21 protein-coding genes and 1 pseudogene are annotated in these 23,286 nt (G+C 74.1%); 13 read left to right on the top strand and 9 right to left on the bottom strand.

Going from position 1 to position 23,286, the window contains the following annotated elements; all coding sequences use genetic code 11:
- The first annotated feature begins 52 nt into the window (after positions 1-52).
- The 4 genes from AB0L74_RS25680 to AB0L74_RS25695 all read left to right on the top strand — a co-directional run bounded on the left by AB0L74_RS25680 (position 53) and on the right by AB0L74_RS25695 (position 4,276).
- Positions 53-1,369, top strand: coding sequence for an extracellular solute-binding protein (locus tag AB0L74_RS25680; RefSeq protein WP_365656841.1), 1,317 nt, complete (start codon positions 53-55; stop codon positions 1,367-1,369).
- 110 nt (positions 1,370-1,479) lie between these two features.
- Positions 1,480-2,346, top strand: coding sequence for a sugar ABC transporter permease (locus AB0L74_RS25685; protein ID WP_365656915.1), 867 nt, complete (start codon positions 1,480-1,482; stop codon positions 2,344-2,346).
- The gene (locus tag AB0L74_RS25690) at positions 2,343-3,248 is read left to right on the top strand and encodes a carbohydrate ABC transporter permease (RefSeq protein ID WP_365656843.1); all 906 of its coding nucleotides are present in this window, start codon (positions 2,343-2,345) and stop codon (positions 3,246-3,248) included. The genes AB0L74_RS25685 and AB0L74_RS25690 overlap by 4 nt, the downstream gene beginning before the upstream one ends.
- Complete coding sequence (locus tag AB0L74_RS25695) at positions 3,245-4,276, top strand: LacI family DNA-binding transcriptional regulator (RefSeq protein WP_365656846.1); 1,032 nt, start codon at positions 3,245-3,247, stop codon at positions 4,274-4,276. The genes AB0L74_RS25690 and AB0L74_RS25695 overlap by 4 nt, the downstream gene beginning before the upstream one ends.
- A 101-nt stretch (positions 4,277-4,377) precedes the next feature.
- Here AB0L74_RS25695 and AB0L74_RS25700 read toward each other — a convergent pair whose 3' ends face one another.
- Positions 4,378-4,785: a hypothetical protein gene (locus tag AB0L74_RS25700; RefSeq protein WP_365656849.1), complete on the bottom strand. Its 408-nt coding sequence runs from the start codon at positions 4,783-4,785 to the stop codon at positions 4,378-4,380.
- A gap of 109 nt (positions 4,786-4,894) precedes the next feature.
- Positions 4,895-5,221, bottom strand: a pseudogene (locus tag AB0L74_RS25705) (class I SAM-dependent methyltransferase); the annotation flags it as partial.
- 138 nt (positions 5,222-5,359) lie between these two features.
- On the opposite strand from AB0L74_RS25705, the gene AB0L74_RS25710 reads away from it, so the two are divergent.
- Positions 5,360-5,812, top strand: a complete 453-nt coding sequence (locus AB0L74_RS25710) for a MerR family transcriptional regulator (RefSeq protein ID WP_365656852.1) — start codon at positions 5,360-5,362, stop codon at positions 5,810-5,812.
- Positions 5,813-5,855: 43 nt separating this feature from the next.
- Entirely contained in the window at positions 5,856-6,266 is a 411-nt protein-coding gene (locus AB0L74_RS25715) for a MarR family transcriptional regulator (RefSeq protein WP_365656855.1), read from the top strand.
- A 150-nt stretch (positions 6,267-6,416) separates the two neighbouring features.
- Here the strand turns inward: AB0L74_RS25715 and AB0L74_RS25720 are convergent, their stop codons facing one another.
- Positions 6,417-7,886, bottom strand: coding sequence for a cytosine permease (locus AB0L74_RS25720; RefSeq protein WP_365656858.1), 1,470 nt, complete (start codon positions 7,884-7,886; stop codon positions 6,417-6,419).
- A gap of 68 nt (positions 7,887-7,954) precedes the next feature.
- On the opposite strand from AB0L74_RS25720, the gene AB0L74_RS25725 reads away from it, so the two are divergent.
- Together AB0L74_RS25725 and AB0L74_RS25730 are read left to right on the top strand one after the other, a co-directional pair.
- Positions 7,955-8,596, top strand: coding sequence for a TetR family transcriptional regulator C-terminal domain-containing protein (locus tag AB0L74_RS25725; RefSeq protein ID WP_365656862.1), 642 nt, complete (start codon positions 7,955-7,957; stop codon positions 8,594-8,596).
- Positions 8,597-8,616: 20 nt separating this feature from the next.
- Positions 8,617-10,242: an amidohydrolase gene (locus AB0L74_RS25730; protein ID WP_365656866.1), complete on the top strand. Its 1,626-nt coding sequence runs from the start codon at positions 8,617-8,619 to the stop codon at positions 10,240-10,242.
- A gap of 154 nt (positions 10,243-10,396) precedes the next feature.
- On the opposite strand, the gene AB0L74_RS25735 is transcribed toward AB0L74_RS25730, so the two are convergent.
- Positions 10,397-10,798 (bottom strand): SseB family protein, encoded by a 402-nt coding sequence (locus tag AB0L74_RS25735; protein ID WP_365656869.1) that lies wholly within the window; start codon positions 10,796-10,798, stop codon positions 10,397-10,399.
- Between the two features lie 267 nt (positions 10,799-11,065).
- Positions 11,066-12,589 (bottom strand): cytosine permease, encoded by a 1,524-nt coding sequence (locus tag AB0L74_RS25740; RefSeq protein WP_365656872.1) that lies wholly within the window; start codon positions 12,587-12,589, stop codon positions 11,066-11,068.
- Positions 12,590-12,847: 258 nt separating this feature from the next.
- Here AB0L74_RS25740 and AB0L74_RS25745 point away from each other — a divergent pair, with 258 nt between their 5' ends.
- The 3 genes from AB0L74_RS25745 to AB0L74_RS25755 all read left to right on the top strand — a co-directional run bounded on the left by AB0L74_RS25745 (position 12,848) and on the right by AB0L74_RS25755 (position 17,217).
- Positions 12,848-14,071: an MFS transporter gene (locus tag AB0L74_RS25745; RefSeq protein ID WP_365656875.1), complete on the top strand. Its 1,224-nt coding sequence runs from the start codon at positions 12,848-12,850 to the stop codon at positions 14,069-14,071.
- Between the two features lie 56 nt (positions 14,072-14,127).
- Positions 14,128-15,900: a beta-galactosidase family protein gene (locus tag AB0L74_RS25750; RefSeq protein WP_365656878.1), complete on the top strand. Its 1,773-nt coding sequence runs from the start codon at positions 14,128-14,130 to the stop codon at positions 15,898-15,900.
- Between the two features lie 237 nt (positions 15,901-16,137).
- Positions 16,138-17,217 carry a LacI family DNA-binding transcriptional regulator gene (locus AB0L74_RS25755; RefSeq protein ID WP_365656880.1) on the top strand — a complete coding sequence of 360 codons (1,080 nt, stop codon included), beginning with the start codon at positions 16,138-16,140 and terminating at the stop codon, positions 17,215-17,217.
- A 183-nt stretch (positions 17,218-17,400) separates the two neighbouring features.
- Here AB0L74_RS25755 and AB0L74_RS25760 read toward each other — a convergent pair whose 3' ends face one another.
- Together AB0L74_RS25760 and AB0L74_RS25765 are read right to left on the bottom strand one after the other, a co-directional pair.
- Positions 17,401-17,916, bottom strand: coding sequence for an N-acetyltransferase family protein (locus tag AB0L74_RS25760; RefSeq protein WP_365656883.1), 516 nt, complete (start codon positions 17,914-17,916; stop codon positions 17,401-17,403).
- Complete coding sequence (locus tag AB0L74_RS25765) at positions 17,913-18,296, bottom strand: metalloregulator ArsR/SmtB family transcription factor (protein WP_365656885.1); 384 nt, start codon at positions 18,294-18,296, stop codon at positions 17,913-17,915. Before AB0L74_RS25765 ends, AB0L74_RS25760 begins: the two co-directional genes overlap by 4 nt.
- A gap of 207 nt (positions 18,297-18,503) precedes the next feature.
- Here AB0L74_RS25765 and AB0L74_RS25770 point away from each other — a divergent pair, with 207 nt between their 5' ends.
- Both AB0L74_RS25770 and AB0L74_RS25775 read left to right on the top strand, forming a co-directional pair.
- Positions 18,504-19,928: a Gfo/Idh/MocA family oxidoreductase gene (locus AB0L74_RS25770; RefSeq protein WP_365656888.1), complete on the top strand. Its 1,425-nt coding sequence runs from the start codon at positions 18,504-18,506 to the stop codon at positions 19,926-19,928.
- A gap of 151 nt (positions 19,929-20,079) precedes the next feature.
- On the top strand, positions 20,080-20,487 hold the full coding sequence (locus tag AB0L74_RS25775) for a four-helix bundle copper-binding protein (protein ID WP_365656891.1): 408 nt from the start codon (positions 20,080-20,082) through the stop codon (positions 20,485-20,487).
- A gap of 88 nt (positions 20,488-20,575) precedes the next feature.
- Here the strand turns inward: AB0L74_RS25775 and AB0L74_RS25780 are convergent, their stop codons facing one another.
- On the bottom strand, positions 20,576-21,451 hold the full coding sequence (locus AB0L74_RS25780; protein ID WP_365656894.1) for an SGNH/GDSL hydrolase family protein: 876 nt from the start codon (positions 21,449-21,451) through the stop codon (positions 20,576-20,578).
- 298 nt (positions 21,452-21,749) lie between these two features.
- Positions 21,750-22,979, bottom strand: a complete 1,230-nt coding sequence (locus AB0L74_RS25785) for a peptidoglycan recognition protein (protein ID WP_365656897.1) — start codon at positions 22,977-22,979, stop codon at positions 21,750-21,752.
- Positions 22,980-23,286: the final 307 nt, after the last annotated feature.

The raw sequence follows: 23,286 nt of genomic DNA on the forward strand, positions 1-23,286 counted from the left end.
AAGCATGGCAGGTCCTCGCGGCAGGCGGGGACCCAGGTCAGGGGAGAAATCCATGCCGTACACGAAGCGCCGCCGCCTCGTGACATCCGCCGTCGCCGTCGCGCTCGGCGCCACCGCCCTCGCCGCCTGCGGCTCCTCCGACGACAGCGAGGCCCAGTCGGGGCCCGTCTCGCTGACGTACTGGACCTGGACGCCCGGCATGGACAAGGTCGTCGACCTGTGGAACAAGGGACCGGGCAAGAAGGAGCAGATCACCGTCACGGTGAAGAAGCAGGCGTCCGGCGACACGCTGGTCACCAAGATCCTCACCGCGCACAAGGCGGGCAAGGCGCCCGACCTGGTCCAGGCCGAGTACCAGGCCCTGCCGACGCTGGTCAGCAATGACGCGCTCGCCGACATCGAGGACGAGGCCGGCGACGTGAAGGGCAAGTTCGCCGACGGCGTCTGGCAGCAGACCACACTGGGCACGGACGCCGTGTACGCGGTGCCGCAGGACATCGGGCCGATGATGTTCTACTACCGCGAGGACCTGTTCGAGAAGTACGGCCTGGACGTCCCGCAGACCTGGGACGAGTTCGCCGAGACCGCGCGCAAGCTGAAGAAGGCCGCGCCGGACAAGGACCTCACCACCTTCTCCGCCAACGACTCCGGCCTCTTCGCGGGCCTGGCCCAGCAGGCCGGCGGCCGGTGGTGGACCACCTCGGGCCAGAAGTGGAAGGTCGGCATCAACGACGACGCCACGAAGAAGGTCGCCGAGTTCTGGGGCGGTCTCGTCAAGGAGGGCGCCGTCGACAACCAGCCGATGTACACCCCGGCCTGGAACAAGGCGCTCAACACCGGCAAGCAGATCGCCTGGATCAGCGCCGTCTGGGCGCCGGGCACGCTGAGCACGGCCGCGCCCGACACCAAGGGCAAGTGGGCCATGGCCCCGCTCCCCCAGTGGTCCGCGAACGAGAACCGCACCGGCAGCTGGGGCGGCTCCTCCACCGCCGTCACCACGGACTCCCACCACAAGGCGGCCGCCGCGAAGTTCGCCACCTGGCTGAACACCGACGCCGACGCCCTGAGCGCGCTGGCCAAGGAGGGCGGCATCTACCCGGCGTCCACCTCCGCCCAGCTCAGCGGCGCCTTCACCAGCCCGCCGGAGTACTTCTCCAACCAGCCGGACTTCTACACCAAGGCCGCCGAGATCGCGGAGACGACCGTGCCGTCCGCCTGGGGCCCGAACGTCAACGTCGCCTACACGTCCTTCAAGGACGCCTTCGGCGCCGCCGCCAAGAACAAGTCGGACTTCACCGCCGCCCTGGACACCATGCAGGACGACACGGTCGCCGACCTGAAGAAGCAGGGCTTCGAGGTCGCTCCGTGACCAGCACCACCGCACGCCGGAAGCCGTACGGGGCCGGGACCGCCCCGTACGGCCGCCCCTCCCCCGTCACCGCCCGCAAGGGAGCGCCTCGCGCGCCCTACTTCTTCGTCCTGCCCGCGGCCGCGCTGTTCCTCCTCTTCTTCGCCCTGCCCATCGGCTACGCGGTCTGGCTGAGCTTCCGCAAGGTGAAGGTGTCCGGCCTCGGGCTGGGCTCCGGGGCCCGCACGGAGGTGTGGGCCGGGCTGGAGAACTACACCGACGCGCTCTCCGACAGCGAGCTGCTGAACGGGGCGCTGCGCGTCCTCGGCTACGGCTGCGTCGTCGTGCCGGTGATGCTGGGCCTCGCCCTGCTGTTCGCGCTGATGCTGGACTCGGAGAAGGTGCGCTTCACCCCGGTCACCCGGCTCGCGATCTTCCTGCCGTACGCCATTCCCGGCGTCGTCGCGGCGCTGCTGTGGGGCTTCCTGTACCTGCCCGACGTCAGCCCGTTCTACTTCGTGCTCGACAAGCTGGGCCTGCCGCAGCCGGACCTGCTGGACGGCGGTCCGCTCTACCTCGCCCTGTCGAACATCGCGGTGTGGGGCGGCACCGGCTTCAACATGATCGTCATCTACACCGCGCTCCAGGCCATCCCGGCCGAGGTGTACGAGGCGGCGAAGCTGGACGGGGCCACCCCGCTCCAGATCGCGCTGCGGATCAAGATCCCGATGGTGGCGCCCTCCCTGGTGCTCACCTTCTTCTTCTCGATCATCGCCACGCTCCAGGTGTTCAACGAGCCGACCACCCTCAAACCCCTCACCAACTCCGTGTCCACCACCTGGAGTCCGCTGATGAAGGTGTACCAGGACGCCTTCGGCAAGGGCGACATCCACGCCGCCGCCGCCCAGGCGACCCTGATCGCCCTGGCCACGCTGGTGCTGTCCTTCGGCTTCCTGCGCGCCGCGAACCGCCGCAACAAGCAGGAGGCAGCACGATGAGCACACTCGCCGTCCGCAAGGCAGCGCCGGCGGCGGGCACGACGCCCGGCACGGCCCAGGGCCCGCCGCGCCGCCGCCGGATCGCGTTCGTCCCGACGGTCACGCTGCTGCTCGGCGCGGTCTACTGCCTGCTGCCGGTCGCCTGGGTGGTCATCGCCGCCACCAAGTCCGGCCGGGAGTTGTTCTCCACCTTCACCTTCCTGCCGGGAACCGGGTTCACCGGCAACCTAACCGAACTGAGCGCCTACCGCGACGGCGTGTACTGGCAGTGGATGGGCAACTCCGCCCTCTACGCGGGCCTGGGCGCCCTGCTGTCCACGGCCGTGTCGGCGCTCGCCGGCTACGCCCTCGCCCTCTACCGCTTCCGCGGCCGGGAGACGCTGTTCAACGTGCTGCTGGCCGGGGTGCTGATGCCGCCGGTGATCCTCGCCGTCCCGCAGTACCTGCTGCTGGCGCAGGCGGACCTGACGGACTCCCGCCTGTCCGTGCTCCTGCCGCAGATCCTCTCCCCGTACGGCGTGTACCTGGCGCGGATCTACGCCACGGCGGCCGTGCCCGCCGACGTGGTGGAGGCCGGGCGGATGGACGGCGCGAGCGAGTGGCGGATCTTCACCCGGATCGCCCTGCCGATGATGCTGCCGGGCCTGGTGACGGTGTTCCTGTTCCAGTTCGTGGCCGTGTGGAACAACTTCCTGCTGCCGTACATCATGCTCAGCGACGACGAGAAGTTCCCGATCACGCTGGGCCTGTACACGCTGCTCGAACAGGGGGCCAACACCCCCGCCCTGTACACGCTGGTGATCACCGGCGCGTTCCTCGCGGTGCTGCCGCTGGTCGCGCTCTTCCTGGTCGTCCAGCGGTTCTGGAGCCTGGACCTGCTCTCCGGGGCCGTAAAGTCATGACCATGAGCAACACGGGGGGCCGGCGCAGACCGCCGACGATCCATGACGTGGCCCGCGTGGCGGGGGTCTCGCGGGGCACCGTCTCGCGGGTGCTCAACGGCGGGCACTACGTCAGCACGGCCGCGCAGGAGGCCGTCAACGCCGCCATCCGCAAGACGGGTTACGTCGTCAACCGGCACGCCCGCTCGCTGATCACGGGCCGGTCGGACTCCGTCGGCTTCCTGCTGACCGAGCCGCAGGAGCGGTTCTTCGAGGACCCCAACTTCAACGTCCTGCTGCGCGGCTGCACCCAGGCGCTGGCCGCGCACGACATCCCGCTGCTGCTGATGCTGGCCGGGACGGACGACGAACGGCGGCGCATCACCCGGTACATCACCGCCGGGCACGTCGACGGGGTGCTGCTGGTCTCCAGCCATTCCGGCGACCCCGTCGCCGAGGAGCTGCGGGCGGCTGGCGTGCCGCTGGTGGCGTGCGGCAAGCCGATCGGGCTGGGCTCCAAGGTGAGCTACGTGGCGGCCGACGACCGGGACGGCGCCCGCGACATGGTGCGGCACCTGCTGGGACTCGGGCGGCGGCGGATCGGCATGGTCACCGGCCCGCTCGACACCCCGGGCGGTGTGGAGCGCCTCGCCGGCTACAAGGAGGTGCTCGCCGAGGCGGGCGTCCCGCTCGACGAGGACCTCGTCGTGTCCGGCGACTACAGCAGGGCCAGCGGCGAGGCGGGCGCCGAGCGGCTGCTGGCCCAGGCTCCGGACGTGGACGCGGTGTTCGTGGCGTCCGACCTGATGGCGCAGGGCGTGCTGACGGCGTTGCGGCGGGCCGGGCGCCGGGTGCCGGAGGACGTCGCGGTCGGCGGCTTCGACGACTCGCCCGCCGCCGTCGCCGCCAGCCCCGAACTGACCACCATCCGCCAGCCCTGGGACCGCATCAGCGCCGAGATGGTGCGGGTGCTGCTCGCCCAGATCGGCGGGGAGGACCCGGCGGCGGTGATCCTGCCGACGGAGCTGGTCGAGCGGCGGTCCACGTAGCGGGGCGGTCGCCGCCCCGGACGCCTGACCTGACGCGGGCGGGGCGGCGGCGCCTCCGCTACTCGGGAACGGCCGAACCCGCGCGGGGCGCGGCCCTGGCGTCACGAACAAGGGAACCCGCGGAGGGACTCCGGTCCGTCCCCGGTCACCGCGGCCTGCGTGGATGGCGCGGTGCCCGCCGCCACGAACATCGGGACGGCGGCGAAGAGCCGGTCGGCCTCGGCCCGGGCGCGCTGCCCGGCCAGCCAGCCGTCGACGCGCTCCCGGCCCACGGCACCGGCCGCCGACGCGGCCCGGGCCAGGGAGACGAGCACCGGCAGCGCACCCGGGCCGGTGAGGACCAGCGTATGGACGCCGACCGACACGTCCCGGAAACCGGCGTCCAGGAGCAGGGCCCGGTGGGCGCGGGGCGCGGTGACCGTGCCGGCGCGGGCGTGCACGAGCGCTCGGGTGAGAGCGGGGTCGTCGGAGTCGACGACCAGGGTGTCCCAGTCCTGGCCGACGAGCACGGCGCGTCCGCCCGGGACGAGTACCCGGCGGGCCTCCGCCAGGGCCCCGGCCGGGGTCGGCGAGCTCGTGGAAGACCCGGTCGGCGCGGTAGCCGCCCGCCGCGCGGTCCGGCAGCGGGAGCCGGCGGGCGTCCCCCACGCGGAAGTCGGCGTGCGGCCACCGCGACCGGGCGAGGGCGATCATCCGTTCGTCGCGGTCGACGCCGACGGCCGCGACACCCCGCTCCGCCAGCTCTGCCACGCCACGTCCGGCACCACAGCCGACGTCCACGACGGACGCGGCGCCGCCCGGCAAGTCGTAGGAGAGGATGCGCAGTTCGCGGGCGCCGGGCAAGCGGTCCGCGGCGTCGAGCCGGGCGGCCAGTCCGTCCGGGGGCCCAGCCTCGGTCCCGGCCGTACGCCCCTCAGGGACCACGGCTTCGGGCCGGCTCGTCACCCCTCCTCGGCCGCCACCTGGCCGGGGAATGCCGGACCGCCCGGAGTAAGGGCCTCACACCGGCGTGCGAGGCCGCCCGAGTCCGCCGGGTTCTCGGATCTCTTGATCATGGGCACGACACTGCGACTCGATGTCGGCATGAAGTCAACCGAGCAGCCGGACCCGTGGGCCGCGCCCCTGGGCATCGGCGCTTTCGCGGCCCGCTTCGGACTGGCCCCGCACGTGCCGCGGCACTGGGAATCGGCCGGCTCGCTGTCCCCGGCGCGGGACCCAGCGGGGCGGCGGCGCTACGGCGATGGCGACGCGGTGCGGGTGGCGGTCGTCCTGCGCGGGAAGGCGGCCGGGCTGTCGCCGGACGCCCTGCGTGCCCTGCTGGGGTCCGGTGGCGCCCAGGCGCGCCAGGCGGTGCCGCGCGGGGAGGCCGAGGCCCTGCGGGACCGGATCGCCGCCGCCCGGGCCGCGCTGGCGCTGGTCGAGTGCGCGCTGGACTGCGGGCACGACGAGCTCGCCGCGTACCCGCACTTCCGCGGCGCGGTCACCGACCCGCAGGTCGCGGCCGGTCATGCGACCGGTTCCTTGCACGCGCACTAGTTGCATACACAAGGAATGGTCCCGGCGGTGTTACCGTGCACCTATGGCAGCCAAGACGGCCGGTACGGGGCTCGAGGAACGGTGGCGGGAGATCCTCTCGGTGCACGCGCGCACGATGTGCGAGATCGACCGCGCGCTGCACCCGCACGGTCTGGGCGCGAGCGACTTCGAGGTCCTCGACATCCTCGCGTCCGCCACTTCCGGAGAAGGCGACCAGTGCCGGGTGCAGAACCTGGTCGGCCAGGTCCACCTCAGCCAGAGCGCGCTGTCCCGGCTGATCGCCCGGCTGGAGAAGGACGGCCTGGTGGAGCGGTCCGTCTGCGCCGAGGACCGGCGTGGCGTGTGGGTCGCCCTCACCCGCAGGGGCCGCGACCTGCACGCCGAGGTGCTGCCGCTGCAACGGGCCGTGCTGGAGCGCATGCTGGGCGACCGGGGCCCGTCCCACACGGACTGACCTCGCACGACCGGCACCCCCGGGGCAGCCCGGCCTCTCGCGGGCGCCACCACGCCGGGGGACGCGGCCCCGGTCAGGTGTGCCGGTCGCCGCGCTCACGGGCGCGCGAGGGAGTGCGGGGCCGCCGCGGATGGGGCGGCTGCCGGTGAATCAGCGGGTCCGCTCCGCGCGGACGCCCGCGCGGTGCGCGGCACCGTCCGCGCGTGTGAGGAGCGCGTAGAGCGCCGAGGCGACGGCCAGGCCGGCGGGGAGGGAGAGGTCCAGGCCGCCCAGGGCCCCGGCGACCGGCCCGGTGTAGAGCGTGTTGACGCACAGGGCAGCCGCGGTCACGCCTCCGGTGAGGGCCAGGGCGCCGGCCCGGCTGACGCCCGCCGTGTACCAGAAGGGACTGTCGGGGGTCTCGTCCATCAGGGCGGGACCGTCGTAGCGGTTGCGGCGCAGCACGATGTCCGTGGCGTACACGGCCATGGCGGGTCCGAGGAGCACGACGGTCAGCTGGAGGACATCGCTGACGGTGTCGAGGAAGTCGGAGACGAGCAGCCCGTAGAGGGTGAGGGAGACGGCGGCGGCACCGTCGGCGATCACGCTGAGGGAACGGCGGACGCGGATGCCGACGGCCTGGAGAGCGAGCCCCGCGCTGTAGGCGGTCAGGGCGTTGATGGCGATGGTGCCGAGGACCAGGGCGAGCGGGAACACCGGGTGGAACCAGCCGGGCAGGATCGGCCGGAGCCCGCCCTGGGGGTCCGTCATGTCGACGGCGGTCGCGGCGAGGGCCCCCAGCGAGCAGACGACGACGCTGGGCACGAAACCGCCCAGGGCGGTCCAGCCGACGATCGCCTTCGCGGACGCGGTGCGCGGCAGATAGCGGGAGAAGTCGGCGCTGGTCGTGTACGACAGCGGCCCGGCGCCCACGAGGGTGACACCGGCGAGGAGGGCCGTCCACAGGCCGGTGCCGGTGAGCGGCTCGGCCGGCGTGTAGGCGAGGTCGGCGTGGGTGAGCACGCCGAACGCGACGACGGCGAAGGCGGCGGTGAGGACCAGGGTGATCGGGAGGTACAGCTTCATGATCATGCCGTGGCCGTAGACGCCGATGGCCAGAGTGAGGACGGCGATGACGACCACGACGGCGGTCTTGACGCCGGTGCCCGCCGTGAGGCCGGCCATCTCGGCGAGGGAGGAGGCGGCGGTCGCGGCGGCGGCCAGGTTGAGGGCGAAGTAGCAGACGGAGATCATCCAGCCGACGACCGCGTTGTTCACGCGGTTGCCGCGGACCCCGTACATCGCGCGTGTGATCACCTCGCTCGGGGCACCCGCGGCCGGGCCCGAGACCGACAACAGCCCCGTGAGCACCCAGAAGAGGTTCCCCACCACGATCACCGCGAGGGCCTGCCAGAGCGTCAGGCCCATGAGGACCAGGGCGCCGCCTATGACGAGGCTGAGGTAGTTGACGTTCGCCGCCGCCCAGACGGAGAAGAGCCGCCGCGGATGGCCGCGGCGCTCCTGTTCGGGGATGTGGTCGATGCCGTGCGCCTCGACGCGGACCGCCCCCTCCGGCGCGGGCGGCGCCTCCGGACGGGCGGCGCCGGTGCCGGGACATGGGTCGGGAATCGTGGACGCCATGGGGCCCCCTCCGGGTGCTGGTACCCACCTGCTTGCTTGTTGGTCGCACACTCAATAACATCGATTCCATGCCGTCAAGCGTTCCGAACAAGCGAAACCGCAAGTCTCCAGCCGCCAGACGTGCGGAAATCGTTGCGGCCGCCGCTGTGGTGGCGTTGACTGAAGGGCTGGAGTGCATCACGCTGCGGCGGATCGCCGACGAACTCGGCGTCCGGCCCGGCCTGATCAGCCACTACTTCCCGGCCGTGGAGGACCTGGTGGCCGAGGCGTTCGGCGACGCCGCAGCGGCGGAACTCGACGAACTCCTCCCGGCCGACCGGGGGGAGGCCACGCCGACCCGGCACCTGGCCCGGTTCCTCGCCCTGACGTCCGGTGAGGCGTACGACGACATCAGCAGGCTGTGGCTCAACGCCCGGCACCTCAGCCGTTACCGGCCCGCCCTGCGCGAGCGGGTCGCCGTCCAGGAGGCGTCCTGGCGCGACCGGCTCGTCGGACTCGTCCGCGACGGCGTCGCCTGCGGAGAGTTCCGCACCGAGGACCCCCCGCTGGCGGCCATCCGGATCCTGGTCGTCCTCGACGGCCTCGGCATGCTCGTCAACAGCGCCGACACCGCCGACGACCCGCCCGAGGTGCGGCGTATGCCCGTCACCACCGCCGAACGCGAACTGGGGCTGCCGCCGGGCGCCCTGATCGCCGCCGCCCCGAAGTGACCCCACCCCAAGGAGCCTGTGTGCGCACCTCCCTCATCCTCCTCTCGGCCCGTCTGCTCGACCCGGCCACCGGCGCGTTCCTGCCGCAGACCGCGCTGGCCGCGGCCGGCGGGCGGATCACCGCTCTCGGTGACGACCGGGGGATCCGCGCACTCGCGGACGCCTCGACCACGGTGATCGACCTGGGCGGAGCCGTGGTGACGCCCGGCCTGGTCGACGGGCACGTCCACCCCGTCTCCGGCGCCGAACTGGCCCACGGCCTGGACCTGTCGGGGTGCGGCGACCTGGAGGAGGTGCGCGAGGCGCTGGCCCGCGCGGTGCGGGATCTGGCCCCCGGCGCGTGGCTCCAGGGCTGGGGCCTGGACCCCAACGTCTTCGACGGGCGCCCCGTCGGGATCGCCCCCTTCGACGCCGTGCTCGACGGGATACCGGCACTGCTGCTGCTGTTCGACGCGCACTCCATGCTGGCCAGCCGGCGTGCGCTGGAACTCGCCGGGGTGGACGGGCCGCGCGCTTTCACCCAGGCCACCGCCGAGGTGGTGTGCGACGCCGACGGCCGGCCCACGGGCCTGCTCCTGGAGGACGCCGCCTGCGCGCTCGTGGAGCGCGTCGCCCCGCAGCCCACCCGCGAGGAGCGCCGCGACCGGCTCGCCGCCGCCCTGCGCGCCATGGCCGCCACAGGCCTGACCGGCGGCCACGTCATGGACGCCAACGGCGACAGCCTCGCCTTCTACGCCGAACTCGACGCGGCCGGACGGTTGCCGCTGCGGCTGCGCGTCGCGCCCTGGTGCCAGCCCGGCACCGGCGAGGACGGGGTGCGCGCGCTGATCGAGCAGCAGGGAACGGGCGGCGCGCTGTGGCGGACCGCCGGCGTCAAGATCTTCATGGACGGCACCGTCGACAACGGCACCGCCTGGCTGGAACGCCCGGACTGCCACGGCGAGTCCACGCACGCCTTCTGGCCCGACCCCGAGGAGTACACGCGTGTCGTCGGCGCGCTCCACCGGGCCGGGGTGCCCACGGCCACCCACGCGATCGGCGACGCGGCCGTACGGCATGCCCTCGACGCCGTGGAGAAGGCGCAGGCTGACGGCCCGAGCGGGGTGCGCCACCGCATCGAGCACATCGAGACCGTCCCCGACGACACCCTCCGCCGGTTCGCCGCCCTCGGCGTCGTCGCCTCCATGCAGCCCACCCACTGCTGCGACTTCACCCGGGCCGACCACACCGACAACTGGTCCCGCCGCCTGGGCGAGGAGCGCGCCTCACGCGCCTGGCGCTGCCGCGACCTGCACGACTCCGGCGCGGTCGTGGTCCTCGGCTCCGACTGGCCCATCGCCCCCTACCCGCCGCTGGGTGTCATGGCGGGTGCCCGCCACCGCCGGCCGACCCGCGACCTGACCCGGGCGCCGCACGGCCCCGAGCAGGCGCTCACCGCGCTGGAGGCGCTGCGGGGCATGACCGTCAACGCCGCCTACGCGGCGGGCGAGGAGCGGATCTCCGGCCGGATCGCCGTCGGCCACCGCGCCGACCTGACGGTCCTCGCCGACGACCCGCTCGCCGTCCCGGCCACCGAGCTGGCGACGCTGCCGGTGCTGCTGACCGTCCTCGACGGCCGACCGACCCACCGCGACGCGGCCCTGTGAGACACCGGCGGGTCCCTGCGGCCCCGGCCCCGGCCCCGGCACGGAACACCGGCCGGCCGGGGCGGTGGGACACCGGCCGGCACCCCGGCGTGGCTCCGTGCGCTGGCGCGCCCGCGCGCGCCGGCACCCGGAACGGCTTCGGCGGTCGCCCTCCTTACGGGCGGGCGAGCAGGGTGCGGACTCCCTCCGAGGTGAGGGTGAGCCGGTGGTCCGAACTGGCGTCGATGGCCAGGGAGAGGTCGTCGGCGGGCCAGTGCGCGGCCAGGGCGCCCAGCGGTACCAGCCGGTAGCGGGAGACGAAGGGCAGCAGCTCGGACATCTCCAGCTCGGAGGTGAAGACGGGCACGACCTGTCCGCCGCCCGGCTGCTCCAGGACGGGGAGCGCCACGATCGCCGGGTTGGTGGCGTCCTCGTCGGCGGCGTCGTCGGGGACGGGCACCAGTACGTCGCTGCTCGCGAGCGTCTCCAGCGCCGTGGTGTCCTCGGTGTTCTCGGCGAGCGCGTCCAGCGCGCGCTGGGCGGGCGTGGCGGTGTTGTCGTTCGCGGGTGTGTCCATGGTGAATCCCTGGTAGCGGCGGTCGTGCGGCCCGCCCGGGAGAGACCGGCCGGGGCGCGCTCGTTCGGGCCCGCCCGGAAGATGCTGAGGTCGATCGGTCCGGACGCGGTCCTGCCTCGCGTACCCGGTGGTCCCCGTCGCAATCCTGCGCGGCGAGCGAGTGCCGTGAGCCCGGGCCGGGAGCCCGGTGGCGGTCCACCGCCCGCCCGCGCGGACGGCGGGCACACGCCACCGGCAGCGCGTCACAGGGGCCGCACGGGGCGCCGTTCACCCGGCCGGTCCTTCGGCGTCCGCAGGGCTCGGTGCCCGGCGCTCCTGCCGGCGGACGCGCCCGCGCCCCAGCGCCAGGGTGCCGAGGAAGCCGAGGGCGAGGGCGGCCAGGACGCCGAGGTTGGCGTACGCCCAGGCACCGGTGGCGCCGCCCAGGCCGAGCGGGCCGAGCAGGTAGCCCTGCCAGGACAGCCACCGCGCGGCCTCGTTGGTGACCAGGCCCCAGCCGGCCGCGGTGGCGGCCAGGGTGAGCAGCAGCGGCAGCGGCGGTACGTCGCCGTAGCGGCCCCGGGGGCGGTACAGGTCGCGCTCGTCGTAGTCGCGGCGGCGCAGCGCCAGGTCGGCGAGCATGATCCCGCACCAGGCGGCGATCGGGACGCCCAGCGTGGTCAGGAAGCCCGTGAACGGGCCGAGGAAGTCGTCGGCGACGAAGACGACGCAGACGGCGCCCGCGATCATCAGGACGCCGTCGGCGAGCGCGGCCAGGGGGCGAGGCACCCGCAGGCCCGCGCAGAGCAGTGCGAGGCCGGACGAGTAGATGTCGAGGACCGCGCCGCCGACCAGTCCCAGCACCGCCACGACGGCGAACGGGACCAGGAACCAGGTGGGCAGCAAGGTGGCGAGCGCGCCGATGGGGTCGGCGGCGACGGCCGCGGCCAGGTCTCCGGAGGAGCCCGCCAGGAGCAGCCCGAAGACCAGCAGGAACAGCGGGGCCAGGCAGGCGCCGAAGGTGGTCCAGCCGACCACGCCCCGCCCGGAGGCCGTACGCGGCAGGTAGCGGGAGTAGTCCGCGGCGGCGTTGACCCAGCCCAGGCCGAAGCCGGTCATCATGAACACCAGCGCGCCCGTGAACTGCTGCGCGGAACCCGCGGGGAGTGCCTCCACGGCGCTCCAGTGGACGCGGTCGGCGACCAGCATGGCGTAGACGACGGTGAGCACACCCGTGACCACGGTGACCAGGGTCTGCAGGCGCATGATCAGGTCGAAGCCCATGACGCCGACGACGACGGTCAGCCCGCAGACCAGCACCAGGGCGGCCGCCTTGGTGCCGGTACCGCCGCCCCAGCCGAGCCGGGAGAAGACGGTGGCGGTGGCCATCGTGGCGAGGGAGCACAGCACGGTCTCCCAGCCCACGGTGAGCATCCAGGAGAGCACCGACGGCAGGCGGTTGCCGCGCACGCCGTACGCCGCCCGGCTGAGCACCATCGTCGGCGCGGAGCCGCGCTTGCCGGCGACCGCGACGAGGCCGCACAGCAGGAACGAGAAGACGATGCCGAGCACGCCCGCGGCCAGGGCCTGGCGGAAGGAGATGCCGAAGCCCAGCGCGAAGGCCCCGTAGCTCAGGCCCAGGACGGAGACGTTGGCGCCGAACCACGGCCAGAACAGAGTGCGGGGCGTGCCCCTGCGTTCGGACCGGGCGATCACGTCCAGGCCGTGCCTCTCCACCGTCAGCCGCCGGGCCGCCGGGCCGGCACCGGGAGGGTCCGCCACGGGGTTCGGGCAGTGCGCGGGGTCCGCCATGTCGACCTGCCTGCCTGTCGCAAGGGGTGCGCCGTCCGGGGGAGGCTACCCGGCGGCGGGGGCCCGGAACGTGCTCCCGGGCCACCCCAGGGGCAGGGGCGGGCAGTGGTCGTGCGGCACCGGACAGGCTCCCGGGGGCGCGCCCCCGGCCGGACTCTTGACGGGACTAATGTTACCGGTAACTGTTACGGTGCCAGCTCGTCCTACGTGCCCCAGTCCCCGCCCGCGGCCCCAGCGGGCCGTCCCGCGGAGTCCGCCGTGACCGACCAACCGACCGCCGAGCGAGCCCAGGCCGGCCCGGCGACCCCGTCCGCCCCGGTTTTCACCCGGGCCGCCGCGGTCGCCTCCTGCGCGGGCTTCGTGCTCATCGGCGCCTTGCAGGCCCTGTACGGGCCGGCGATCCCGGCACTGCGGGAGGATTTCGGGCTGAGCCCCTCCGCCGCCGGGCTCGCTCTGAGCGCCCATTTCGTGGGCGGTGTCGCCGGTGTGCTGGTCTTCGACCGGTGCTACGGCCGGATCGGCGACCGACGGCTCCTGGGCGCCTCGTACCTGCTGATGGCGGTGGGCGCGGCCGGGTTCGCCCTGGCGCCCGGCTGGCCCGTGGCGCTGGGCATGGCGCTGCTGGCCGGGCTGGGCTTCGGCGGCATCGACTACGGCCTCAACCAGTTGTTCGCGACCGGGTTCGGCCACCGCTCCACGGCGATGCTGAACGTGCTGAACGCCCACTTCGGCATCGGCGCGATCCTCGGCCCGGCGGTCGTCGGCGCGGTCGGCGCGGAGCACTACCCGGCGGTCTTCCTCGTGTTCGCGCTCGCCGGTCTGGCGCCGCTGCTGTTCCTGCGCGGTGTACGGGACCGGGCGTCCCGGCCGGCCGGGGCGGCGGAGCCCGCTCCGGGGCAGGAGCGGCGGCGCGCGCCGGTCCGCCGGGTGGGCCCGCTGCTCGCCGCGTTCGTCGTCCTGTACGTGCTGCACGTGGGCGTCGAGGCCGGGGTCGGCGGCTGGGAGCCCACCCACCTGGAGGCGGTCGGTTACGGCGCGGGATTCGCCGCCACCGCCACGTCCGTCTACTGGCTGATGATGACCGTCGGCCGTTTCGCTGCCGCGCCGCTCGCGCTGCGGTTCCCGGCCCCGGTAATCGTCACGGTGTCGTGCGCGGGGATGACGGTCTGCCTGCTGCTGGCCTCCGTCCCCGCGCTGGCGCCCTGGGCGTACGCCGGGGTCGGTCTGTTCATCGCCCCGGTCTTCCCCACCGGCCTGCCCTGGCTGCACCGGGCCGCGCCCGGCGCGGCGAGGGCCGGCGCCCTGGTCATCGCCGCCTCCATGGTGGGCGGGGTCGCGGCGGGACCGGCACTGGGCCGGGCCATCGAGTGGTCCGGCGTCCGCGCCGTACCACTGCTGCTGGGCGGTGTCTCGGCGCTGTGCCTGGCCGCCGCCCTGTGGCTGGCCCGCGCCACCGCAACCCGCCGCCCGCACCGCCCCTGACCGGCCCGCTCCGGCCGTACGACGTCCGCACGCACCGATCCGAAGGGAAGCGACCCATGCCCGCCCTGACCACGACGTCCGATGGATTCCTGCTGAACGGCGAGCCGTTCCGCATCGTCTCCGGGGCCCTGCACTACTTCCGCGTCCACCCGGAGCAGTGGGCCGACCGGCTGCGCAAGGCGCGGCTCATGGGGCTCAACACGGTGGAGACGTATGTGCCGTGGAACCTGCACCAACCGGACCCCGAGGGCCCCCTCGTCCTCGACGGGCTGCTCGATCTGCCGCGCTATCTGCGGCTGGCCGGCCAGGAGGGGCTGCACGTCCTGCTGCGCCCCGGGCCCTTCATCTGCGCCGAGTGGGACGGCGGCGGGCTGCCCGCCTGGCTCACCGCCGACCCGGACATCCGGCTGCGCAGCAGCGACCCCCGGTTCACCGGTGCCGTCGACCGCTACCTCGACCTCCTGCTGCCCCCGCTCCTGCCGCACTTCGCCGCGTCCGGCGGACCGGTCATCGCCGTCCAGGTGGAGAACGAGTACGGGGCGTACGGCGACGACACGGCGTATGTGCGGCACCTGGCCGACGCACTGCGCTCGCGGGGCGTGGAGGAACTGCTGTTCACCTGCGACCAGGCCGACCCGGCGCACCTGGCCGCGGGCAGCCTGCCGGGCGTGCTCGCCACCGGCACCTTCGGCAGCCGGATCGAGCAGTCCCTCACCCGTCTGCGCGCCCATCAGAGCGAAGGCCCGCTGATGTGCACCGAGTTCTGGGTGGGCTGGTTCGACCACTGGGGCGGCCCGCACCACGTGCGGGACGCGGCCGACGCCGCCGCCGACCTGGACCGGCTGCTGTCCGCCGGGGCCTCCGTCAACCTGTACATGTTCCACGGCGGCACCAACTTCGGCTTCACCAACGGCGCCAACCACCACCACGCCTACGCCCCGACCGTCACCTCGTACGACTACGACGCACCGCTCACCGAGTGGGGCGACCCCGGTCCCAAGTACCACGCGCTGCGCGAGGTGATCGCCCGCCACGCCCCCGTCCCGGACGAGCCGGTCCCCGCGCCGGGCCCCAAACTCCCGCCCACCGAGGTGACGTTGGACCGCCGCGCGCCGCTGCTGCCGCACGCGAGCCTGCTCGGGGCTCCGGTGCGGGCCGAGGACCCGCCGACGATGCACGCGCTCGGGCAGCGCGCCGGTTTCGCGCTGTACCGCACCTCGGTGCCCCGCTCCGGCGACGGCCTGCTGCGCTTCGCGGGCGGGGTCGGCGACCGCGCCCAGGTCTTCGTCGACGGCGCCCCGGCCGGTGTGCTGGAGCGCGAACGCCACGACGAGACGCTGCCCGTGCGGATCCCGCGCCCCGGCGCCACGCTGGAGGTGCTCGTCGAGAACATGGGCGGGGTCAACTACGGGTCGCACATCGGGACCCCCAAGGGCCTGCTGGGCCCCGTCTCCTTCGAGGGCACCGCACTGCGGGACTGGGTCTGCCATCCGCTGCCGCTGGACGGCCCGGACGCGGCTGACGCGGTCCCGTTCGTCCCGGCCGGACAGGCGACGTCCGCCGTCCCCGCCTTCCATCGCGGGACGTTCCAGGTGGCGGCGCCCGCCGACGCCTTCCTGGCCCTGCCCGGCTGGACCAAGGGCCAGGCGTGGGTCAACGGCTTCCCGCTCGGCCGCTACTGGAACCGCGGCCCGCAGCGCACCCTCTACGTACCCGCCCCGGTGCTGCGTCCCGGCGCCAACGAACTCCTGCTGCTGGAGCTGCACGGCACCGCGTCCGCCCGCATCCTGCTCACCGACACCCCGGATCTGGGACCGGCGCAGTCCTGAGCGGCGCGCGACGGGCCCGCTTCCGCGCGGCGCCCCGGCCGGCCCCGGCGGCGCGGTGCAGGGGGCGGCCCGGTGGTCCCCGGCGGCGCCGCCGGGCGACCCGCCTATGCTGGGCTCGCACCCGGCCGGCCGTCCGGCCCCGCCGGGCCGCCGCTGTCCAGCCGTACCACCGTGCGGACGTGCCCCCGTACGGATGTCCTTGTGTACGGACGTACCTACGCCGAGGAAGCACCCGCCATGACGTCAAGCGCCGACGACGGCTCCGCGCCCCGGCGGCGCAGCAGACGCAGCTTCGCGGGGGCCCGCCCCGTGATGGCCGACGTCGCACGGCTGGCCGGGGTCTCCAAGCAGACCGTCTCCCGCGTGCTCAACGACCACCCGGCGGTGCGGCCGGCGACCCGGGAGGCGGTCCTGGAGGCCATGCGCGCGCTCGGCTACCGTCCCAGCCGCAGCGCGCGGTCGCTGGCCAGCGGCCGGACCCGGATGCTCGGCGTCATCTCCTTCGACGCGGCGCGCTACGGCCCCGCGTCCGCTCTGACGGCGATCAACACGGCGGCGCAGAGGGCCGGCTATCTGGTGAGCTCCATCGCCCTGGACACGGCCGACCGGGATACCGTGACGGAGGCCGTGCACCGCCTGTCGGCCGAGGGCGCCGACGGGGTGATCGCCATCGCCCCGCAGCGCTGGGTGGGCCGCGCGCTGGCGGAGGCCGACCTGGACACGCCTTTGGTGGTGCTCGACAACGCCCTGGCGGATGACATCCCCCTGGTCACCGGCGACTCCCGCACCGGCGCCCGCAAGGCCACCGAGCACCTGCTGGGTCTGGGCCACCGCACCGTCCGGCACGTCGCGGGCCCGGCCGGCTGGTCCTCCGCCGACCAGCGGCTGGCGGCCTGGCGGGCCACGCTGGAGGCGGCCGGGGCCGAGGTTCCCGAGCCCCTCGCCGGTGACTGGAGCGCGGACTCCGGCTACGACCTCGGCCGCCGGCTGGCGCGCGACCCCGACCTGACGGCGGTGTTCGTGTCCAACGACCAGATGGCGCTGGGGCTGCTGCACGCGCTGCACGAGGCCGGGCGCGCGGTGCCCGCGGACGTCAGCGTGGTCGGCTACGACGACATCCCGGAGGCCGCCCATCTGCTGCCGCCGCTCACCACCGTGCGCACCGACTTCGCGGAGATCGGCACCCGCTCGCTGCGCCTGCTGCTGCACCGGATCGACGGCACCGGCCAACCGCCGCCGGCCGACTCCCTCGTACCGGTCGACCTCGTCGTCCGCCGCAGCAGCGGGCCGCCTCCGGGACGGGCCCCGCGCGCCTGAGGCCCGCCCGGGGCGGCCGCGCGGCTCAGCCGGCGCGCCTGCCCGCCGTCACCGGCGCGGCGGGCTCCGCCAGACGTCCACGGGCGAGCCCGGCGCCCCGCCTCGTCGTCCGCGCCGGGCAGGGCGCCCGAACCCCGTCGTGCACCACGGCGACCGCGCCGCCGCCTCCGCGAGGCCGCGGCGTCAGCCGACCACCGGGCTGCGGCGTTCGAGGAGGACGACATCACGCCACCGGCCCCGGTGGCGGCCGACGCGTTCGCGGGTGCCGATGACGCGGAACCCCGCTCGCCGGTGGAGGGCGAGGCTGGCGGTGTTCTCGGGGAAGACGCCCGACTGGACGGTCCACACGCCGGCCGCCTCCGTGGACTCGATGAACGTCTTCAGCAGGGCGGAGGCGACCCCGCGGCCCCTGGCGTCGGGGTGCACGTAGACGGAGTGCTCCACCACACCGGCGTACGCGCGGCGCGGCGAGACCCGGGCTGCCGCGATCCAGCCGAGCACCGTGCCCGCTGCCCCGTCCACGGCGACGAAGCGGTGCCCGGGAAGCTTCGCGGAGTCGAACTCCGCCCAGCTCGGCGCCTCGGTCTCGAAGGTGGCGTCGCCCTCGTCGATACCCGCCTGATAGATGCGCAGCACCTCGTCGGCGTGCTCGGCCCGCAGGGGCACGATCAGCACGCCCGGCGTGCTCTCGCCGGTCATCCGGCACTCCTGGCGGTGGTGCGCGCCGCGGCCGGAACGGTCAGCAGCCCGCCCATCGCGGCGAGCACCGACGGCTCGACACGGTAGTAGACCCATGTGCCCCTCCGCTCGGAGACCAGCAGCCCGGCCTCCTTCAGCTTCTTGAGGTGGTGGGAGACGGTCGGCTGCGAGACGCCCACGTCCGCGATGTCGCAGACGCACGCCTCCCGGTCCGGATGGGAGGCCACCTTCGAGAACAGGCGCAGCCGGACGGGATCACCGAGCGCCTTGAACATGGCGGCGGTCACCTCGGCCTCCTCGGCGGTCAGCTCCCGCTCGCTCAGGGCGGGGCAGCACGGCCGGGCCGGGGACGCGGTCCGCTTCTCCTCAAGATTCGACATGCGTCTATATTCACATCCCTTCGCGCGGTACCCCAGTCGATGAACATCCCGGCACCGGTGGCGGGCGACGGACGCGCGGGGCCGGGGGTGATGCTCGGTCGTGCTCGAAACAGCACGGCTGCGAACACATATTGACATGCACCGGACAAGCCCGCAGAGTCATCCCCCGGCAGTGCCGTCAGCCACCCACCGAGGAGCGTTGTCACCATGTCGGAAACCCCCGCCGTCTCCCGCCGGTTACTCCTGGGCGGCGCCGCCGCCACCGGGGCGCTCACGGCCGGAATCGCCGGTTCGGCCCGGACCGCGTCAGCCGCCGCCGAGCGGGCGCCGCGTCGCGGACCCGGCCGGCGGTCGATGACCGGTGTGCCGTTCGACACCCACCGGACCGTCCGCGTCGGTGTGATCGGCCTGGGCAACCGGGGCGCGGGCATGATCCCGGGGTGGGCCGCCGTCCCCGGCTGCACCGTGACCGCCGTCTGCGACATCCGCGCCGACCGGGCCAAGCGCGCCGCGGACCGCCTGGTGAGCAGGGGCGAGCCGCGCCCCGCCGAATTCGGCGGCTCGGCGGACGCCTACACCGAGATGCTGAGGCGCGACGACATCGATCTGGTGTACATCGCCACGCCGTGGGAGTTCCACCACGAGCAGGGCAGGGCGGCGCTGCTGAGCGGCAAGCACGCCATGGTCGAGCTCCCCGTCGCGACGGAACTGCGCGAGCTGTGGGACCTCGTCGACACCTCCGAGCGGACCCGCAGGCACCTGATGCTCGCCGAGAACTGCTGCTACGGCCGCAACGAGCTCGCCGTGCTCAAGATGGCGCACGACGGCCTGTTCGGGGACGTCACCAACGGCCACGGGGGCTACCTGCACGACCTGCGGGAACTGCTCTTCTCCGACACCTACTACACCGACTCCTGGCGGCGGCTGTGGCACACCCGCAGCACGGCGTCCCTGTATCCCATGCACGGGCTGGCCCCGATCGCGGGAGCCATGGACATCAACCGCGGGGACCGGATGACCACCCTGCGCGCCGCCTCCACCGCGCCGAAGGGGCTGGCCGACTACCGCGAACGCTTCGTGCCCAAAGGCCACCCTTCCTGGAAAGAGACGTACATCAACGGCGACCTGGTCACCTGCCTGATCGAGACGGAGCAGGGACGGACGATCCGGGCCGAGCACGACGTGAGCTCGCCCCGGCCGTACAGCCGGATCAACAGCCTCGCCGGCAGCCGGGGCATCGTCGAGGACTACGCGGGTGCGGCGCCCACCGGCGCGCGCGTCTACCTCGAACCGGACCACAGCGGTCACACATGGCGTGACTTCGCCGGCTACCGCGCGGAGTTCGACCACTGGCTGTGGCGGAAAGTGGGCGACGACGCCGCGAACAACGGAGGCCACGGCGGTATGGACTACGTCATGCAGTGGCGCACGGTCCAGCTCATGCGTCTCGGCCTCGCACCGGACATCGACGTCTACGACTCGGCGGCCTGGTACGCTCCGGTCCCGCTGAGCGCCGCGTCCCTGGCCCGGGACGGCCGTCCCGTGGAGATCCCCGACTTCACCCGCGGCGCCTGGGCCAAGGCCCGCCCGGGCCTCGACTCGGACGCCGTCGAGATGCCGCCCGCCCCCTGAGGTCCGCGGACGGGGCCGCCCGCGGTACGTCCCGGCCGTGTTTGTGCCGCCGCGGGCGGGCCAACCCGGCAGGAGCGGGTGCCGGAGGGGAGGCAACGCGGGCCGTCCCGGCCCGCCCCCGCCGGCATCGATCCCGAGGAGGTGACCGGTGATGACGACGGTCAGGGACATGCTCGCCACCTATCCGGCCGACCTGGGGCAGGTCGACCGCGACAGGCTCACCCGCTGTGTCGAGGAGTGCATCGCCTGTGCCCAGGCGTGTACGGCGTGTGCGGACGCCTGCCTGTCCGAGGGCATGGTCGGCGAGCTCGCGAAATGCATCCGCACCGACATGGACTGCGCGGACGTCTGCAACACCACCGCCTCCGTGCTGTCCCGCCACACCGGCTACGACGCCCACGTCACCCGCGCGGTCCTCATGGCCTGCACCACCGCCTGCAAGGCCTGCGCCGACGAATGCTCCGCGCACGCGGACACGCACGAGCACTGCCGGCTGTGCGCCGAATCCTGCCGTTCCTGCGAGCAGGCGTGCTACGACCTGATCCAGACCCTCGGCTGAAGCCCTCGGCCGTATCCGGCGGGGCCGGTGGGGCCGGTGGAACCGGCCGGGCCGCCGCGACGGCGGCCCGGTCCGTGCGGCACGGGCGTCAGCCGAGGCCCAGGGCCGTCAGCGTCTGCTCCGCCATCCGGCTCTCGCCCAGGGCGTTGGGATGCACGGGTACGACGTTGGTCCCGAAGAGCAGCGGCTCCACCCAGCGGGTTCCGGCGGCCCGGCAGGCGTCGTGCCCCTCCGAGGCCCGGGAGAAGTCCACGTACGTGGCGCCGGTCTCCCGGGCGGCGCGTGCGATGACCTCGTTGAGGCGCGCCTGGATGCCGCGCAGATAGGGCACGTCGCCGGAGGCGATCGGCATCTTGGCGTAGCAGGAGGGTTCCGCGGTGGGCGGCAGGATCCACGGGTAGCCGAGGACGGCGACCTGTGCGGCGGGGGCCTTGGCCCGGATCTTCTGCAGGGCGGCCTTCACCGCCGGGTAGGTGCTGCCCTCGATCCGGTCGGCGAACGTGCTGCCGTAGAGGGTCTCGCAGGGGCTGCCCTGTCCGCCGGTGGCGAGACCGGCGGTGCCGCAGGCCAGCAGGGCGCCGATGAAGGTGTTGTTGTCGTTGCCGCCGATCGTCAGGGTCACCAGCCGGGTGCCGCTGCCCACGGCGTCGAGCTGCGGGGGCACGCCCGGGTACTGGGCCGTGGAGAAGTCCTTGGTCTGGGCGCCGCCGCAAGTGACGTCCGTGAGGGCGGCGCCGGTGCGGGCGGCGATGACGTTCGGGTAGTTGAGCGTGGACCGCAGGCAGAACAGCGGGGCCCGCGGATCGGTGGGGAGAATGCCGGAACCCGCGCTGTAGCTGTCGCCGAGGGCGACGTAGGGCAGGGGGCCGGCGGCGTGCGCGGTGGGGGCGGCCAGGCCGACGGCCACCGCGCTCACGGCGGTGGCCATCGCCGCCAGGGCACGGCGGAGGGCGCGTCTGGGCATCCGTACTCTCCTCGGAGTCGGGCATGCCGGACCCGGGCACGGCGGTGCCCGGCGGCGTACGGGTGGGAACTCGGCGGCTCGGCGGCGAGCTCGCCGGCGGTCACGCGCCCGCGGACGGCCCGGCCACCGGCGACGACACGGGGAACACTGGGTTACCGAACGGTTCTACCGTTAAGTAATGTGCAGCTCGCCCGACTCTCCGTCAACAAAGCCGACAGAACTTCTTGAAATCGCCACCACCACCCGGACACCGCCCGGAGGCCGGTGCCATCGGGACGGCCCCCGCGCTGACGGAGCCTCAGGCCCCCGTCAGGGCCCGGACGTTCCCGTGAGCCGGCACCGCGCCGCCCCGGCTGATCGCGGCCGTGGCGTCCGCGGCCGACGCGGCGGCCCGGGCGCGGATGGTGGGCAGCTGTGCGTACAGCCGCTCGCCGGGACACTCGGTGTTGTAACCGTCGCGGTGGCCGTGGATCGTGGGGAAGCTCAGCTTCGCGCCCTTGGCCCAGGTCGCGCCCGCGTGGTTGCGGCCGGCGGCGCCGGCGGTGAGCGTGGTGGTGCCCGCCGGATCGACGCCGTACTGGCCGAGCTTCCACGCCGCCAGCTTCGCCACGGAGTCCAGGACCGCCCCGGCGGGGGCGACGTCCGTGAAGTTGCCCAGCACCGCGATGCCGCTGGTCTCCGTGTTGAAACCGTAGGCGTGAGCCCCGAGGACCGGGCGGTCGGCGCCGCCCTTGCGACCCTCGTAGAGCGTGCCGCACTTGTCGACGAGGAAGTTGTAGCCGATGTCCTTCCACCCCAGTTGCTGCACGTGGTACGCGTGGATCCCGCGCAGGACGGCCGGGGCCTCGGCGCAGGTGTAGGTGTTGGAACCGGCGGTGTGGTGGACCACCACCGCCTTGACCCTGCCGCCGGGCAGATAGCCGGGGGCCTCCGGGCTGAGGGACTCGTCCGCGCCCCACCCGGCGCGCGAGACGATCGCCGGGCGCGGGGCCGCGGCGGTCTGGGAGGCCGACGCGGGGTCGGCCAGCGGCGCGGGCCCGGCGGATCCGGCGGTCCCGCCCGGCCCCGGGTCGACCAGGTCCAGCCGCAGCCCCTCGGGCAGGGCGAACGAGCCGTCCGGGGCCGGGCCGACCCGCACCTCCACGCCGTCGGACGGGCCCACCCACGCCGGGGCGGTACCGCCCCGCAGCGCGGTCTCCTCACCGCGGGCGTCGTCACCGTCCAGCCTCAGCCACTCGGACCACCGTGCCGTTCCCATCGCCCGGGTGCGCACCTCCACCGTCGCGGCCAGGTCGGCGCCGGGATCGTCCCAGGTGACCCCCACCAGACGGAAGGGGCGGGTGTCCGTCCCGCTCAGCACGGCGCCGTCCCGGCCGGCCGGGATCGGCACCGTACGGGACCGGTCGGGCCCCCGGAGCGGGGCACCGGCCCCGTCACCGCCGTATCCGTGCGCCGCCGCGCCCCAGAAGAGATCGAGGACCAGCGTTCCCGCCGCGGCTCCCGCGGCCCAGCGCGCTCTGCTCCACACGTGTCGACTCCCTCGCCGGCCGGCGTTGCGTGATCGAGCACGAATGTGGCAGCCGCCCGGCGTTGATCGGATCATCGACACGGAGGTACGGCCGATGGCTCCGGCACGATGCCCCGCAGGCGTGACGGGACGGGGCCGGATGGCGGACCCCGGGCCCGCCGGGGCGCGGCGCCGCGTGCCACCGGGGTGTGCCCCGCTTCTCCCGTCTCACGTGCCCTCGGTTCCGCGGGGCGTGGCCGGGGGGCCGGGCGGTGTCACTTCGTCGCTCCCTGCGCGAAGCCGTTGTAGATGTAGCGCTGGAGGAAGA

The sequence above is a fragment of the Streptomyces sp. NPDC052020 genome, assembly GCF_040680575.1.
In the GTDB taxonomy this organism is placed as follows: domain Bacteria; phylum Actinomycetota; class Actinomycetes; order Streptomycetales; family Streptomycetaceae; genus Streptomyces.